The organism is Thermogutta hypogea (assembly GCF_055386265.1).
Genome location: NZ_AP042425.1, coordinates 4384542 through 4399679 on the forward strand (window position 1 = coordinate 4384542; position 15138 = coordinate 4399679).

The 15138-nt window shown below is 63.5% G+C and carries 10 protein-coding genes and 1 tRNA gene; 8 read left to right on the forward strand and 3 right to left on the reverse strand.

The annotated features are described in order from the left end of the window. Positions 1-36: 36 nt before the first annotated feature. Positions 37-285: a hypothetical protein gene (locus ACZ5B4_RS15765; RefSeq protein WP_464912188.1), complete on the reverse strand. Its 249-nt coding sequence runs from the start codon at positions 283-285 to the stop codon at positions 37-39. A gap of 283 nt (positions 286-568) precedes the next feature. Here ACZ5B4_RS15765 and trxA point away from each other — a divergent pair, with 283 nt between their 5' ends. The 4 genes from trxA (at position 569) to ACZ5B4_RS15785 (ending at position 6983) form a co-directional block, all read left to right on the forward strand. Then, entirely contained in the window at positions 569-1432 is an 864-nt protein-coding gene (trxA, locus tag ACZ5B4_RS15770) for a thioredoxin (protein WP_464912189.1), read from the forward strand. Positions 1433-1489: 57 nt separating this feature from the next. Next, entirely contained in the window at positions 1490-4384 is a 2895-nt protein-coding gene (uvrA, locus tag ACZ5B4_RS15775; RefSeq protein ID WP_464912190.1) for an excinuclease ABC subunit UvrA, read from the forward strand. A gap of 614 nt (positions 4385-4998) precedes the next feature. Continuing rightward, entirely contained in the window at positions 4999-5727 is a 729-nt protein-coding gene (locus tag ACZ5B4_RS15780; protein ID WP_464912191.1) for a PEP-CTERM sorting domain-containing protein, read from the forward strand. Between the two features lie 383 nt (positions 5728-6110). Further along, positions 6111-6983: a metallophosphoesterase gene (locus ACZ5B4_RS15785; RefSeq protein WP_464912192.1), complete on the forward strand. Its 873-nt coding sequence runs from the start codon at positions 6111-6113 to the stop codon at positions 6981-6983. A gap of 127 nt (positions 6984-7110) precedes the next feature. Here the strand turns inward: ACZ5B4_RS15785 and ACZ5B4_RS15790 are convergent, their stop codons facing one another. After that, positions 7111-8169, reverse strand: coding sequence for a M42 family metallopeptidase (locus ACZ5B4_RS15790; RefSeq protein WP_464912193.1), 1059 nt, complete (start codon positions 8167-8169; stop codon positions 7111-7113). A 304-nt stretch (positions 8170-8473) separates the two neighbouring features. Here ACZ5B4_RS15790 and ACZ5B4_RS15795 point away from each other — a divergent pair, with 304 nt between their 5' ends. The 4 genes from ACZ5B4_RS15795 to ACZ5B4_RS15810 all read left to right on the forward strand — a co-directional run bounded on the left by ACZ5B4_RS15795 (position 8474) and on the right by ACZ5B4_RS15810 (position 13437). Continuing rightward, entirely contained in the window at positions 8474-9772 is a 1299-nt protein-coding gene (locus ACZ5B4_RS15795; RefSeq protein ID WP_464912194.1) for a homoserine dehydrogenase, read from the forward strand. 50 nt (positions 9773-9822) lie between these two features. Then, positions 9823-11049: a cofactor-independent phosphoglycerate mutase gene (locus tag ACZ5B4_RS15800; RefSeq protein WP_464912195.1), complete on the forward strand. Its 1227-nt coding sequence runs from the start codon at positions 9823-9825 to the stop codon at positions 11047-11049. Positions 11050-11247: 198 nt separating this feature from the next. Beyond that, the gene (locus tag ACZ5B4_RS15805) at positions 11248-13020 is read left to right on the forward strand and encodes an aspartate kinase (protein WP_464912196.1); all 1773 of its coding nucleotides are present in this window, start codon (positions 11248-11250) and stop codon (positions 13018-13020) included. 334 nt (positions 13021-13354) lie between these two features. After that, positions 13355-13437 (forward strand) — tRNA-Leu (locus tag ACZ5B4_RS15810). 276 nt (positions 13438-13713) lie between these two features. Here ACZ5B4_RS15810 and ACZ5B4_RS15815 read toward each other — a convergent pair. Further along, positions 13714-15084 (reverse strand): sulfatase-like hydrolase/transferase, encoded by a 1371-nt coding sequence (locus ACZ5B4_RS15815; RefSeq protein WP_464912197.1) that lies wholly within the window; start codon positions 15082-15084, stop codon positions 13714-13716. Between the last annotated feature and the right edge of the window lie 54 nt (positions 15085-15138).

Below are 15138 nucleotides of genomic sequence, written 5' to 3' on the forward strand. Positions count from 1 at the left end.
GAGAACTCATCGCCGACTCGCTCTTACCGAACGGCGTTACGGCGTTCCGCCCGGATCGTCGGAGAAGAGCAGCAGAATTTCCTCGACGCGATCGTCCCGGGACCCCGACGATGCGAGAATCCGCAGCGCCTCGTGGATTTTGCGGCGGCGCGGGTCGCCATCGGCGTTGCCCGAAGCGACTCGCTCCGCGGCCGCGTCGTAGCGGTCCAAGGCGGCTGCGATCTCCAAGAGCATCGATCGCACGTCCAAGAAGTAAAGATCCATCACCTGGTTCGGCACAAGCATCGGCGAAAAAGTCTCCCGCGTCTCCGGTTCCGGCGATTCCCGTATTTCGCGTCAACCCCCATTGTACGCATCCGTTTCAGCGGGGGATACATCTCTTTTTTCGTGCACGGGGAAGGCGGGCGACGCACTCCACGCCTGTATGAAGGCGACCGTGCACGCCCGTGCAGGTAAACCCGGACTACGGCGACTTCGGGGTATAATGCGGAAAAAGATGATCCGCGTTGCTCACCGCCCGCAGCGCTGAACCGTCTCGCTCCTTCCCTCGGCATAGGAAAGGAATACGATGCCCGAACAATCGCCCTGGATTATCGAAACCGATGTCGCGCGTTTTCAAACCGACGTGCTGGAGCGATCGAAGCAGGTGCCCGTCGTAGTGGACTTTTGGGCCCCTTGGTGCGGTCCGTGCCGGATGCTCGGGCCGATCCTGGAAAAGCTCGCGCGAGAAAAGAACGGCGCATTCGTGCTGGCCAAGGTCAACACGGACCGGGAGCCGAGTTTGGCCGCCGCTTTCGGAGTGCAGGGAATCCCGGCCGTCTTCGCCGTGCGCGACGGACGCCCCGTCGATCAGTTCACGGGGGCGATGCCGGAATCGCAGCTTCGGGCATGGCTGGAGGGAATCTTGCCGGCGGAGGACGAGACACGGAGCGAAGCCGCCCGAGCGCTGGCGGCGGAGGATCCGGCGGCCGCCGAGGCGGCCGTGCGGGCAATCTTGGCCGAGTACCCAAACAGCAAGGCCGCACGCCGCGTCCTGGCCGAGTTGCTCTTCGCCTCGGGGCGGCTGAAGGAAGCCGAGCCGCTGCTGGAGGAGCTGGCGGAAATGGGCGGAGCGGACGAGGCCTGTGAGCGTATGCTGTCCGAGATTCGTCTGCAAGAGGCGGTGCGGACGCAGGGGGACCCGGCGGAGTTGCAAGCCCGTCTGCGGGCCGATCCCCATGATTTTGCGGCCGCGTTGGCGCTGGCGGAGATCGAGGCCGCCCGGCACGACTATGCCGCAGCCCTGGAACACGCCCTGCACGTGGTGGCTCGAGACCGCGGCGACCTCCGCGAATCCGCCCGCGCGTTGATGCTCCGCGTCTTCAACGTCCTGGGCAACGATCATCCGTTGACGGAGGAATACCGCCGTAAGCTCACGATGCTGCTTTTCTGAGGTCGTTTCATCGGGCGGCGCTTTCGCGAAAACAGGGTCGCGTTCGAAAGGGGATCGATGGCCATGACCGGCGTGCTTTCCGCGGAAGGGGGCGCGGCGCTCGCTGCCGAGGTGATTCGCGTCCGGGGCGTGCGGGTGCACAATCTTCGCGACTTGGACGCCGATATCCCGCGAGATCGCATCGTGGCGATTACCGGACCGAGCGGTTCCGGAAAGAGTTCGCTGGCCTTCGACACCCTTTACGCGGAGTCGCAGCGGCAGTATTTGGAGACGTTGTCCGTCTCCGCGCGCCGCCTGTTGCCCATGATGGATCGCCCCGACGCGGATTGGATCGACGGCCTCCCGCCCGCCATTTGCGTCGATCAACGGACGGACGCGCCCAATCCTCGGGCGACCGTGGCCGCCTTGACGGAGGTGTACGATCTATTGCGGTTGCTCTACGCGCGGCTGGGAACGATGCGGTGCCCCGAGTGCGGTGAGCCGGTGGTGAAGCAGACTTCCGAGCAAGTCCTGTCGGAGCTGATGCAGCAGCCGGAGGGAACCAAGGCGGTGTTGTTGGCGCCCTTGGTCCAAGGGGAGAAGGGGGCCCACCGCACGATCCTGGCCCGCATCCGAAAGCTGGGGTTCCTGCGCGCCCGCATCGACGGCGAAATCGTGGATCTGGACGAAGTGACCGCGCTGGACGCGGCGAAGCCCCACACGATTGAAGCCGTGATCGACCGGATCATACTTCGCCCGGGAATCGAAGATCGGCTGGCGGAATCGTTGCGTCAGGCCTTCAAACACGGGAACGGGCTGATCCGCGTGGCGCTCGAGCAGACCGTGGCGGACGGACGCAGACGATGGATCGACCGGGTCTTCAGCCGGCACCGGTACTGCGGCCGGTGCGGCACCGGTTATCCCGATCCCGAGCCGCGGACGTTCAGTTTTCACAGTGCGCACGGCGCATGCTGGACGTGCCAAGGCTTCGGATACACGGATCGCTTTGCGGCCGAGTTGGTGCTGGACTTCTCGCGCGGGCTGGGAACCGGGGCCGTGCGCGTTTGGGAGGACGCCAAGACCGAACTGAAGCACCATCGCAGCAAACTGCAACAGTTGATGCGGCAAGGCGGCTTCGATTGGTCGACGCCGCTGGCGGACGTCCCGGAACCGATCCGGCAGATCTTGATCCACGGCGACAACGGCTCCGGCGCGCCGGCGGACGGCAAGCCGAAACCGGCCCGCCGCCGGGCGAGCGCCCGCTTTGTCGGAATCCTGCCCCTCTTGGAACTGCATTACGAGATGCTGGATGACGCCCGCACCCGTAAGGCATGGTCCCGGTACCGCAGCCGGGTGACGTGCCCGGAATGCAAGGGCGCTCGGTTGGGACCGCTTGGGCGGTCCGTCTTCTTGGGTGAGAAAACAATCCACGACGTCACCTGTCTGACGCCGGATCGGGCGGCCGACTTTTTGGCCGGGCTGGAATGGACCGCCGTCCAAAAGGCGGTGGCCGAGCCGATCCTCGACGAGTTGCTGGCGAGATTGGGTTTCCTGGCGGAAGTCGGTTTGACCTACGTGGCCCTGAACCGTCCGGTCGACACCTTGAGCGGGGGCGAGCTCCAACGGGCAAAACTGGCCGCCGGGATGGGGGCCGTTCTGACAGGCGTTTGCTACATCCTGGATGAGCCTTCGGTGGGACTGCATCCCCGCGATAACGACCGCCTGATCGCCGCCCTCCGCTGCCTCCGCGATCGCGGCAACACCGTGTTGGTGGTGGAGCACGACGAAGCCTTGATCCGGTCCGCCGACTGGATCATCGACATCGGTCCGGGGGCGGGCGAAGACGGCGGACGCCTGGTGGCCCAAGGCACGCTGCCGGACATCCTACGGATCGAGGATTCGCCGACGGGTCGCTATCTTTCGGGCAGGAGCACGATTCCCACTCCCCGGAAGCGGCGCCCGATTTGCCCCTCCCGCGCCATCGTGCTGGAAGGTGTGACGACGAACAATCTCCAAGATGTGACGGCCGTCTTCCCACTGGGCGTGTTGGTGTGCGTGACGGGTGTCAGCGGGTCGGGAAAAAGCTCGCTCCTCAGCGAGACGCTGGCCCCGGCCTTGCGGCAGGCCCTCCAACATTTGCCCGTGCAAAACGCCGGCTACCGTAGACTCTCCGGGGCCGATCTGGTGGATCGAGTGGTGGAAATCGACCAGACGCCGATCGGCCGCAGCGCGCGGAGCAATGCGGCGACCTATTGCGGCATTTTCGACGAGATTCGCAAGGTCTTCGCGCAGACGCGCGAGGCCCGTCGCTTCGGTTTCACCGCGGCCCGTTTCAGTTTCAACGTGCCGGGCGGGCGGTGCGAGGCCTGCGAAGGACAGGGCCGTAAAAAGGTGGAAATGGACTTTCTGCCCGACATCTTCGTCCCGTGTCCGGTTTGCGAGGGGACGCGATTCAATCGGCCGACGCTGGAGGTCCGCTATCGGGGAAAAAACATCGCCCAGGTGCTCGAAATGTCGGCCGGTGAAGCCCTCGATTTCTTCACGAACTTTCCCGTCATAGCGAGGCTGCTGGCCGGACTATGCGATGTCGGATTGGGCTATCTCAAGCTTGGTCAGCCTTCCACCACTCTGTCCGGCGGCGAAGCCCAGCGGATCAAGTTGGCCGCCGAGCTGGGGCGGAGCGAGGGAGGCCATACGCTGTACCTGCTGGACGAACCGACCACCGGGCTGCACTTTCAGGATATCCAGCGCGTGCTGGACGTTCTGAATCGCCTGGTCGGTCGCGGGAACTCCGTGATCGTGGTCGAGCACCAGCTGGATGTCATCAAGTCCGCGGACTGGATCATCGACTTGGGCCCGGAAGGCGGCATGAATGGCGGCCGCATCGTGGCGGAGGGAACGCCCGAGCAGGTCGCCCAATTACCGGACAATCACACGGCCCGATATCTGGCCCGGGTATTGGCAACGGCATAAGCTAAGCTCCGAGGCGCAGCCCACCCATGGCAAACGCCGCTACGCCGGATGTCATCTCCCGTCGTGAGCGGAATCCTTGGAGTGTTAGCCTTGGTCTGAGCCCACGGCTGGGCGTTGCGAGGCTTTCCATTCCCTTGATCGGGTGTAGCGGAATGATTCAATTGCATCAAAATGCGGCACACAGGTAAGGTGGCAAAAAATGGTAGGTGTTGCCTCGGAGTATAGAGCAACGCGTCTGACTTCCGGAATTGCAAACGAGACCGGCATTTTTCGATAGCATGATGTTACACTAGCTTGGAAAAATTGAAAAAAGCGAAGCCTTTGTTATTGGCATACAGTTTGCAGCGTACTCTTTCCATGCACCGACTTTCCCGGTAAGTGCTGATGGGCAATGGCCGGCTCTGTGGCTGGCGGGGAATAAGGCCAATAGGCAATGGCTTGTTACAATCACACGGCGTTACGCATATAAATTACCGAAACTGTGTGCTCCACTGTTGATTCCCATATTTCCCATAATTACAATTCACAGAAGCGTGGCGTTGTCCAGTATGCCGCTGTCGGAAGGTGAGAGAGAAGAGGGTGTTGGGACTTTGGCAAAAGAAAGCGTCGGCAACATGAGAAAGCAACTGGTTCATCGAGGCTTGTTGAGTTTGGCGGTGGTGGCGGCCGGCATGTTGGCTTGCAACACCCAAGCCGTGGCGGGAATCGTTTGGGTCGATCCGAACGATTACAATCTGGGAGATGCCATCACGCCGCCCTTCGTAACGCTTCGCGCTCTCCAAGGCGCAACCGCCCAAGCGGTGCCGTTCACTCCCACGGTGTTTGCCATGGCCGACGACAAGGGGCACTACCCCTCCTCGATGCACTTCTTCGGCTGGAAGACCGAAAACAGTAATGTGATCACCGACAAGCCGGCTTGGCGGCAAAAGTGGGTTGTTTTGCGGGCCGATTTCGACTCGCCCGTCTCGTTCGTCTCGATGGATTTTTATCGAAACGACTTTTCGGGCGGCCCGCTGGATGACGAGCAGGGGTTCCTGACGGCCTTCAATTCGTTCGGGGTCCCGATTGCCACCGTTCCGGTAGGCATTCCCACGAACCAAGAGGTGTTTACCGCCACGATTTCGCTTGCCCTCCCGGACATCAAGTACGTCATGGCCAGCGGTCTCTACAATCCTCAGAATAGTATTGATGACGACATCCTGCTGACTCGGCTGGGCTACAGCGTGGAAGCCGTGCCCGAACCGCTGTCGTTGGTGGGCCTGGCAAGCGGCGGCGGAGCGCTCGCCGTTTGGATGGGTCTGCGGCGGCGGTCAGTGCGCCGCAAGGGTGCTCAAGCCGCTTGAGATCGGGCCGGGACACGTGCCGGACCGGCGGCTGAGCGTGCAACAGTCAAACCACGGAACGGAGGCTCGATTTGCAGGATGGCAAGTCGGGCCTCACCCGTTTTCTTGAGCGTGTTCCGCAAACGTCCGCCGTAGGGCATCTCATTGCCGATGGTCGGACAAGCGAACGCGACGCAACGCCTTCCCATACGAAGGACGCCCCTTTTGGAACGGTAAGCCGCCGCGCCGAGCGTCGGCCGCGCGGTTTTCGGTCGAGAACGGCCCGCGATCCCCTCTCCGCCGCCTATTCCCCCCGCCGGATGCCCCGGCGATAATGGAACTCTTGAAGAAGCCCTCCCAGGATTCGTCAGTGCAGAGGCGAACGTTTCGCCGGGGAGCTCGACATGGTGGCGTCCTTCGAATACATCGAACGGATCCTAGCGACGTGCCGAAAGGCTACTGAGGCCAATACCGAATGCGATTTGCGAAAGGGGAACCTCGTCGTTCTCACGCCGGCCGACGGCGATGAAATCATGATCACGGGCGATCTGCACGGGCATCGCAAGAACTTCAACGCCATCCGGCGTTTGGCCGCGCTGGACAAGCATCCGCGGCGGCACCTTGTGATTCAGGAAGTCTGCCACGGCGGGCCGACTTACCCCGAAAACGGCGGCTGCATGTCGCACACCGTGCTGGAAGACGTTGCGAAACTCAAAGCGCAATTTCCCGATCGTGTGCATTTTCTGCTAGGAAATCACGAATTGGCGGAGGTCACGGACTACCCCATTCAAAAGAACCGGCAGATGCTGAATCTCCTTTTTCGGCTCGGGTTGCAACACGCCTACGGCCCCGCTGCCGACAAGGTGCGCCAGGCCTACATCCCGTTTCTCCAAAGTTGCCCGTTGGGACTCCGTTTACCGGGCGGCGTCTTGTTGACCCATAGCGTTCCCGAGGCCGTGGACCGAAACGGCTTCGATGGCTCGGTCTTCGACCGGCCCATCGATCCTGTTGAATTTCTGGAGCACGGGGCGGTGTTTCGGCTGGTGTGGGGACGCGATTACCGCAAAGAGAACGCGCGGACGTTTTGCCGTCTTATGCGTGCCAACCTGCTGATCAACGGGCACGAGCCGGCTCCGCAAGGATACGCCGTGCCCAATGAATATCAGATCATCCTGGATTGCTGTTCGGATAAGGCGGCCTACCTCCTCTTGCCCCTCGCCCACGAAGGCGACTGGACGCAAGAGGAGGTGTTGGGTCGCATTCAGTACCTGCCGTGATAGTCCCCGGAAGGGCCGGATCCGTCGCGGCCGCTGTCGGAGCCGGCTCCCGTCCGCGTCGGCCTCTCGGTGCGAGCGGAGGAGGGCGGTCCGGCGCGTCGCTCGAGGATTTTCGAACCGCTTCGCCTCACGGCGTGAAATCGTCGTCGGGGCTGAGGGTTTCCAGGAACCGGGCGAGCAGGTCGGCGGCGTGATCCATATCTTCCAGGCTCACCAACTCCACGGGGCTGTGCATGTAGCGGTTGGGGATGCTGACCAATCCCGTGGCCACGCCCGCGCGATTGACCTGAATCGCATTGGCGTCGGTGCCGGTGGCCTTGCCCGCCGCCGCCAGCTGATAGGGGATGTTGTTGCTTTCCGCGGCCTGAATTAGGCGTTCGACCACCTTGGGGTTCATATTGGGACCGCGATAGATGACCGGTCCCTTGCCGATGGCGATGTCGCCTTCTTCCTTTTTCTCCAAAGTCGGGCAATCGGTGGCGAAGGTCACGTCCACGGCGATGCCCACGTGGGGATCGATTCCGAAGGCGCTGGTCCGAGCACCGCGGAGGCCCAATTCCTCTTGGACCGTGGAGACGGAGTAAGCCGCCGCGCGAAGCTTCTCGGGCCGAACCCGTCGCAGGGCTTCGATCACGGTCCACGCGCCCGCCTTGTCGTCCAGGCCGGAGGAGATGATCCGCCGGTTGAGCAGCGTACGGTAGGCCAATTCGATGGTGACGCTATCGCCGATGCGAACCTTTTCCGCGGCTTCCGCCTTGTTGGCCGCCCCGATGTCGATCCAGAGGTCCTTGAGTTTGGGTACGGCTTTGCGTTCTTCCTCGGTCAACAGATGGATGGGCTTGCGGCCGATGACGCCCGCCACAGGCCCCGAAGCCGTCCAGATCACGGCTCGCTGGCCGACCAGGTTGATGGGGTCCCAGCCGCCGATGGACTGAAAGAAGATGAAGCCGTTATCGTCGATGTATTGAACGATCAAGCCGATTTGGTCGCAATGGCCGGCCAGCAGGACGCGAAAAGGAGACGCGGCGTTCCGCACGGCGATGACGTTGCCGTGAACGTCGGTGCGGACTTGCTCGGCGAACGACCGCGCATGGGCGCGGACGACGTCTTGGCCCGGCGTTTCGTAGCCCGAGGGACTGGGGGTTTCCAATAGCTTGGTCAGAAAATCGAACGCGACCGATTCCATGAGCGACTCTCCGTGTATCGAGGCATTTCCTTCGAAGATGACCGGCGCCCGGCCTGGGGAGCCGGAAGGTCCGACCGGCCGCTGAGCAGCCCCGGTGGATTACCGGCGGACCGAAACTCTCCAATCATACCGTCTTGACGCTCGTCAAACCACTGGCATAGGATGAAGTCTTTACCGCGTTATGCAGGGGCGAAGTGCGCTTTGGCAGCGCGTTCGCTCGCCGCGACGTCACGATTTTCATCTCCCCGCTGGTCAATCAGGGGGCATTTCGGCCTCGCCCGGGCCGCCTCCTGCGAGGCATGCCATGCAGTCCATCAAGGTTGGGATTCTCGGGTTCGGTACGATCGGTTCGGGCACGGCGCGGTTGCTGTTGGAACAGCGCGAGCGGATCCGTCGTCGAGCCGGTTGCTCCCTGGAGTTGGCGCGGATCGTCGATAAGGACCTCTCCCGGCCGCGGAACGTCGCCGTTCCCCGCGAGTTGCTTTCGGATGACGTGGAAGGCTTGATCCGCGATCCGGACATCCGCATCGTGGTCGAGTTGATCGGCGGCGTGGAACCGGCTCGGACGTTGGTGGCCGCCTTGCTCGAAAACGGCAAAGACGTCGTGACGGCCAATAAGGCGCTGTTGGCGGAGCACGGCCCGGAATTGTTCGAATTGGCGCGAAGGCACGGACGGTCGATCGCCTTCGAGGCGGCGGTGGCGGGCGGCATCCCCATCATCGCGGCGATTTCCCAATGCCTGACCGCCAACGAAATCACCAGCATTCACGCCATTCTCAACGGCACCAGCAACTTCATCCTGACGGAGATGGAGGAAAAGGGGCAGGAATACTCGGCCGCGCTGGCCGAAGCCCAACGGCTCGGATACGCGGAGGCCAACCCGGCCATGGACGTGAACGGCAGCGACGCCGCGCAGAAGCTGGCGATCCTGGCCCGGCTGGCCTTCGCCTCGCAGGTCTCGTGGCGCGACATTCCCCGCGTCGGCATCGAGACCGTGCAGGCGGCGGACATGCGCTATGCCCGCGAATTGGGCTATAGCATCAAGCTGCTGGCCGTCGCCGAACGAACGGAACAGGGCCTCCAGTTGCACGTTTCGCCGACCTTGGTTCGCCGCGGCACGCCCTTGGCCGAAGTCCGCGGCGCTTTCAACGCCGTCCGCGTGGTGGGCGACGCCGTGGGGCGGGTATTTTTCCATGGGCTGGGAGCGGGGCAGATGCCGACCGCCTCCGCCGTGACCGCCGACATCATCGACACGGCGGTGGGGCGGGCCGCGATCACGTTCCGCAACCTACGGCTTTGGGAACGGGACGGCGACGCCCCCGTCCTGCAAGACGCCCAAAGTATCGCCAGCCGTTTCTACCTTCGCTTCCATGTGCAAGATCGTCCCGGTGTGCTGGCGGAAATCGCCGGCATTTTGGGCAAGAACCAAATCTCCATCGCGTCGGTCATTCAGCATGAGGCGGAGGAGGAAGACGGGGGGCCGGTACCCCTGGTCATCATGACGCACGAGGCCCGCGAGGGCGCCATGCGACAGGCCATGGAGGCGATCGACCGCTTGGAGGCAGTGCGGCCGGGGAGTGTGCGCATGCGGGTGCGAGGCTGACGGCGAAGCGGTGGGGCGTCCCCTTACGGACCAGACAAGGACCCGATTCGATGAAGTTCGTCATCGTCATTCCGGACGGCTGTGCCGACGAGCCGCAGGCCGAGCTGGGTGGGAAGACGCCCTTGCAAGCCGCCCGAACGCCCCACATGGACGCCGTAGCCGCAGCGGGCATTTGCGGGCTGGCCAATCACGTCCCCACGGCCTTGCCGCCCGGGTCCGACACCGCCAACCTCAGCCTGTTGGGCTACGACCCGATCCGCTACTACACGGGCCGAGCGCCCTTGGAAGCGGCGGCGCAGGGAATCGCCCTGGGACCGCAGGATTGGGCCATCCGCTGCAATCTGGTGACGATCCGCGACCGAATCATGGCGGACTTCACGGCCGGCCATATCACCAGCGAAGAGGCTCGGCAACTGATCGCCGCGCTGCAAGCCGAATTGGGATCGGAACGGCTGCGTTTTTACGCCGGCGTCAGCTATCGCAATTTGGTGATCTATCGTGGGGAAGGTGAACCGGCCCCCTTCAGCGCCCATACCGAAACGACGCCCCCCCACGACCTCATGGATCGCTCCGTCCTGGACGACTTTCCCCGGGGCCCCGGGAGCGAGCTTCTGACGGCGTGGATGAACGCCGCCGCGGCGATATTGGCGAGCCATCCGGTCAACCGGGCGCGGGAAACGGCGGGCAAGTTGCCGGCCACGAACATTTGGCTTTGGGGGCTGGGCGGCGCACCGCAATTGCCGTCCTTCGCCCAGTGCTACGGCGTACGGGGGGCCATGATCACGGCCGTCGATCTCCTCCGCGGACTGGCCTGCCTGTTCGGGTGGGATCGCATCGAGGTCCCGGGAGCCACGGGGTATTTGGATACCGACTATGCGGCGAAGGGGCGCTACGCCGTCGAGGCCTTGCGCCGGTACGACCTGGTCTGCGTCCATGTGGAGGCCACCGACGAGGCTTCGCATCAGGGACAGGTACGGGAGAAAGTCCAGGCCTTGGAGCAAATCGACCGCCATATCGTGGGACCGCTTTGGGAGGCCGTTCGCGAGCTGGGCGAATTCCGTATCATGGTGTCGCCCGATCATCCCACGCCGCTGCGAACGAAGACCCACAGCCACGGCCTCGTGCCTTTCGCCATGGCGGGGACCGGTCTGGCGCCGAGCGGGGTTCCCAGTTATGACGAGGTCGCTGCGGCCGCCGGGCCGGTTTTCGAACCCGGCTGGCGATTGATGGGCTACTTTTTGGGCAAGCAATCCTTGGAGGACACCGCGCCGAGTTGACGTGCGAATCGTCGATCACGAAGGCGCCGTTGGAAGAAGGTCGGTTTCACGTCGGGTGACCGCACCGCCGCGCAGATCTGCCGATTCGTCGCGGCCCTCAAGGCAGGCGGCGAAACGGACTTCGAATCTGTCCTCGATTCTACGGGCGAGGAAACGAACACGAAATCTCCGGAATACAAGGCAGTCAAGGGCTTCACAATGGGAATCTTGGTACAAAAATTCGGCGGCACGAGCGTAGCCGACGCGGAAAAGATCATGGCTGCGGCCCGGCGGGCGATTCTTGCCCAGCGGCAAGGTCGGCAGGTGGTGATGGTGGTCAGCGCGATGGGCCACACCACGGATCATCTCGTGGACTTGGCGCGGCAGATCACCAGCGATCCGCCCGCCCGCGAAATGGATATGCTCCTCTCCACCGGCGAGCAGGTCAGCGTGGCCCTGATGGCCATGGCGATTCACGCCATGGGGCACAAGGCGATCAGCTTTACGGGCGGCCAGTTGGGAATCCACACGGACGCCATCCACACCAAGGCCCGGATCCGCTCGATCTCGACGGACCGCATTCGGCAGGCGCTGGACGACGGCTGCATCGTAATCGCCGCCGGCTTTCAGGGCGTCAGCGACGCGGCGGACATCACGACGTTGGGGCGGGGAGGGAGCGACACTACGGCCGTGGCTTTGGCGGCGGCGCTCCGCGCGGAGCAGTGCGAAATCTACACCGACGTGGACGGCGTGTACACGACCGATCCGCGTTTGGTCCCCGAGGCCCGCCGCATGAATCGCATCAGCTATGACGAGATGCTGGAGTTGGCGACGGCGGGGGCGGGCGTGATGCACAACCGCTCGATCGAGTTCGCCAAGCGATTCTCCGTCCCCGTTCATGTCCGCAGCAGCTTCAGCGACAGCGAGGGGACGGTGATCTCGTGGTTGCCGGAAAGCCGCGCCGTGCCCGTTTGCGGAGCGGCGTTGATCCAGAAGGAAGCCCGGCTCACCGTCCGCGGCGTTCCCGACCGCCCCGGCGCCGCCGCCGCGATCTTTACCCGCCTGGCCGCGCGGAATATCCCCATGGATATGATCGTACAGAACGTGGCCACGCGTGGCCGCGCCGACATCTCATTCACCGTGTTCCAGGAAGAGCTTCCCGCCGCCCTCCGCATCGTCGAAGAGGTCGGCAATCAGCTCGGCGTCGAGGGCGTGAGCTACGACGAAAACGTCGCGAAGACCTCCGTGGTCGGATTGGGAATGGCACGCCAGGCGGGAGTCGCCGAGCGGCTCTTCTTCGCCCTCGCGGAAAAGGACATCAACATCCTCATGATCACCACCAGCGAGATCAAGATTTCCGTGCTGGTGGATCGCGGGCACGGCGTGGAATCGCTCCGGACCGCTCATGCGGCCTTCGCTCTGGATCAAGCCCCGCCTCCCGTCGAGGAGGAATCGGCCCCGGCCCTCAACGGCAAGAACGATCGCGAGCGGATCATCGGGCGACTGCACGGAATGGAGGATCTGGTGATCGAATCGATCACCTTGGACGAGACGCAAGGCCGCGTCACCATCGCGGATATTCCGGATCGGCCGGGTTTGGCCGCTCGGTTGTTCCAACAGGTCTCCCAGGCGGGAGTCAACGTGGACATGATCGTGCAAAGCGTGGGCCGCGACGGCAAGGCGGCCATGAGCTTCACGATGCCTGAAGCCTGTTACGAAGCCGCTTTGGAGACCGCCCAGCGATTCAGCCGCGAAATCGGCGCCGGTGCGCCGACGGGCGAACCTCGCGTCGCCAAGCTCTCGGTTTCCGGTACCGGTTTGAAGAGCCATGTCAGCGTGGCGTCGCGCACCTTCCGCGCCCTGGCCGATGCCGACGTCAATGCCGAAATGATCAGCACCAGCGAAGTCCGGCTGAACGTGGTGGTGCAGGGCAACGAGGGACGCCGCGCCGCGGAGGCTTTGAACAAGGAATTCGCGGAGGAGCTGATCTGACCGGCGGCAAGTTCTCGTTGCACCGGTTCGCGTCACACTCGGAAGGCTCGCCGCCGCGCCGAAGAATCGTGAAAGGGCTTTTGGGCCGAGGAAAGACTGCGAGTATTTCGCACGTGCCGCGGGAACGTCTTTTCGGGCGTGTTCGTAACCCCTCGGTAACTTCCGGCAGCCGACCGATGTGGGAGCGATGCGGACGATTCCCGACGAGCAAGGGTGTCTTGCGTGGGGGGCGATTGGAAGACATACTAATTTAGGTGTCGGGCAGGGTGGTCGGTAGGATTCCGCTTGCGAGCATCATCGCAAGTCATGTCCAGGTCGCCGGCCGTGTTGCCTTGCCGGAGTGGCGGAATGGCAGACGCGCTGGACTCAAAATCCAGTCCCCTTCGGGGGGTGTGGGTTCAACTCCCACCTCCGGTATTTTTCCCGCCTGGGAACGGCTCGCTTATTCCTCGGAAGTCCCACAATCCCCGAAGTCGTAACAGGCTTTCGGCGAGAAAGCATGTTTTCGCGGGGTAGCCACCGAAGCCTGAACTACCGCCGAGCACGGCGTTGTCGCGTTTTCCAAAACGGGTACGCATTCTGCGGGCACGTGCTCTCTCTCGCGATTGCCGGTCCGCCAACGTGAACCGGTGCGGGTTGCATGGCAATAAATCCCCAATGGTCGGATGGGATGTTTCGGCCGGGTAGTCCGTTTTATTGGGGATTGGTCACGTCTTGCTCCCATCGGCGCAGCAAGACGTGGAGCCGGGCGGCTTCGTCCGGTCGGTCTGCCCGCAGATTGCGGGATTCTTGCGGATCGTCCTGCAAGTCGAAGAGGTATTCGACGCGTTGAGCGTCATCTTCTCGCTCGATGTACTTGAGTGCTCCGTCGCGCACGGCCCGCCACGTCAGCGTTCCCCGCCGCTGGCGCCAGAATAAGGTGCGATGCCGGAAGGGAGCCTTGTCCTCGATCAGTCGCAGGATATCGATGCCGTCCAGTTCCTCGAGCTTCGACGGGGGGACTCCCGCCGCGCGGAGGATGGAGCGGGTCAAATCCATCGTCAGGGCAGGCTGCTCGGTGACGGAGCTTGGAGGCAGGACCTCCGGCCACCGCACCACGCAGGGAACGCGGATGCCTCCTTCGAACAGTCCGCCCTTGGTGCCGGAGTAAGGGGCATTGCGCCCCAGTTTTGTGGCACCGTTGTCGCTACAGAAGATGACCAGCGTGTCTTGCTCCAATTGTTCTTGTCGTAGAACGTCGAGCAGCTCTTCGATGCCGCGATCCATGCTTTCCACCATCGCGGCGTAAGTTGGGCGATCGCCGAGGTTCCACACCTCTTCGGTGCAGCGGGCGGGCGGTTTGGGGCCCGGCGATTGAATCGGCGTATGCGGGGCAGTATAAGCCACGTACAAGAAAAAGGGGCGACCCGGCGGCCGGTCGCGGACCCAATCCTTGGCCGTTTCCGTGATCAGGTCCGTAAGGTAACCCTCCCGTGAGATCGGGCGGTCGTCCTCGTAAAGCATCGCGGTTCCGTCCGGTTCGCAGTGGTAGAAATAGTCCACGGCCCCGCCCAGCGGTCCGAAATAACGGTCGAATCCGTGCCTGCGGGGCGAGAACGGGGCATCGTACCCCAGGTGCCATTTGCCGCAGGCAAAGGTGGCATAGCCCGCCTCGCTCAACCCCGCCGCCAAGATGTTTTGCTCGGGCGGCAAGCCCAACCTCCCGACGGACGCTAGACGCTCCGCGTCGTCGTAGCGGCCCACGTTTCCCAAGCCGATGGCACACTCCATGCCGGGCGCTCGCTGCTGATAGCGGCCGGTCATGAGAGCGGTCCGCGTGGGCGTACACTCCGGCCCATTGGAGTAGAACGACGTGAAACGCACCCCCTCACGCGCCAAGCGATCTATGGCCGGCGTGCGGATATCCGGGCATCCGTAACAACCGACGTCGCCGTAACCCAAGTCGTCGGCCAGGATGAAAACGATATTCGGGGGGCGGCGGTCGCCGTCGGAGGGCGCGGCGTTCGTGCCGGGCGCGACGATTCCAACCAAGGCCATCAGGGCGAAGATGCAGCGCGTTTTCATCGGCGATCTCCCAGGGTGTCGGTTCCGATTTCCGCGAACGATTCCGCCGCCGAC

Bases quoted from the DNA above. Each gene is read 5' to 3' on its own strand.
- ACZ5B4_RS15815 (WP_464912197.1), bottom strand. From the start codon at position 15,084: ATGAAAACGCGCTGCATCTTCGCCCTGATGGCCTTGGTTGGAATCGTC.
- ACZ5B4_RS15805 (WP_464912196.1), top strand. From the start codon at position 11,248: ATGGGAATCTTGGTACAAAAATTCGGCGGCACGAGCGTAGCCGACGCG.
- trxA (WP_464912189.1), top strand. From the start codon at position 569: ATGCCCGAACAATCGCCCTGGATTATCGAAACCGATGTCGCGCGTTTT.
- ACZ5B4_RS15785 (WP_464912192.1), top strand. From the start codon at position 6,111: ATGGTGGCGTCCTTCGAATACATCGAACGGATCCTAGCGACGTGCCGA.
- ACZ5B4_RS15800 (WP_464912195.1), top strand. From the start codon at position 9,823: ATGAAGTTCGTCATCGTCATTCCGGACGGCTGTGCCGACGAGCCGCAG.
- ACZ5B4_RS15795 (WP_464912194.1), top strand. From the start codon at position 8,474: ATGCAGTCCATCAAGGTTGGGATTCTCGGGTTCGGTACGATCGGTTCG.
- ACZ5B4_RS15780 (WP_464912191.1), top strand. From the start codon at position 4,999: ATGAGAAAGCAACTGGTTCATCGAGGCTTGTTGAGTTTGGCGGTGGTG.
- ACZ5B4_RS15765 (WP_464912188.1), bottom strand. From the start codon at position 285: ATGCTTGTGCCGAACCAGGTGATGGATCTTTACTTCTTGGACGTGCGA.
- uvrA (WP_464912190.1), top strand. From the start codon at position 1,490: ATGGCCATGACCGGCGTGCTTTCCGCGGAAGGGGGCGCGGCGCTCGCT.
- ACZ5B4_RS15790 (WP_464912193.1), bottom strand. From the start codon at position 8,169: ATGGAATCGGTCGCGTTCGATTTTCTGACCAAGCTATTGGAAACCCCC.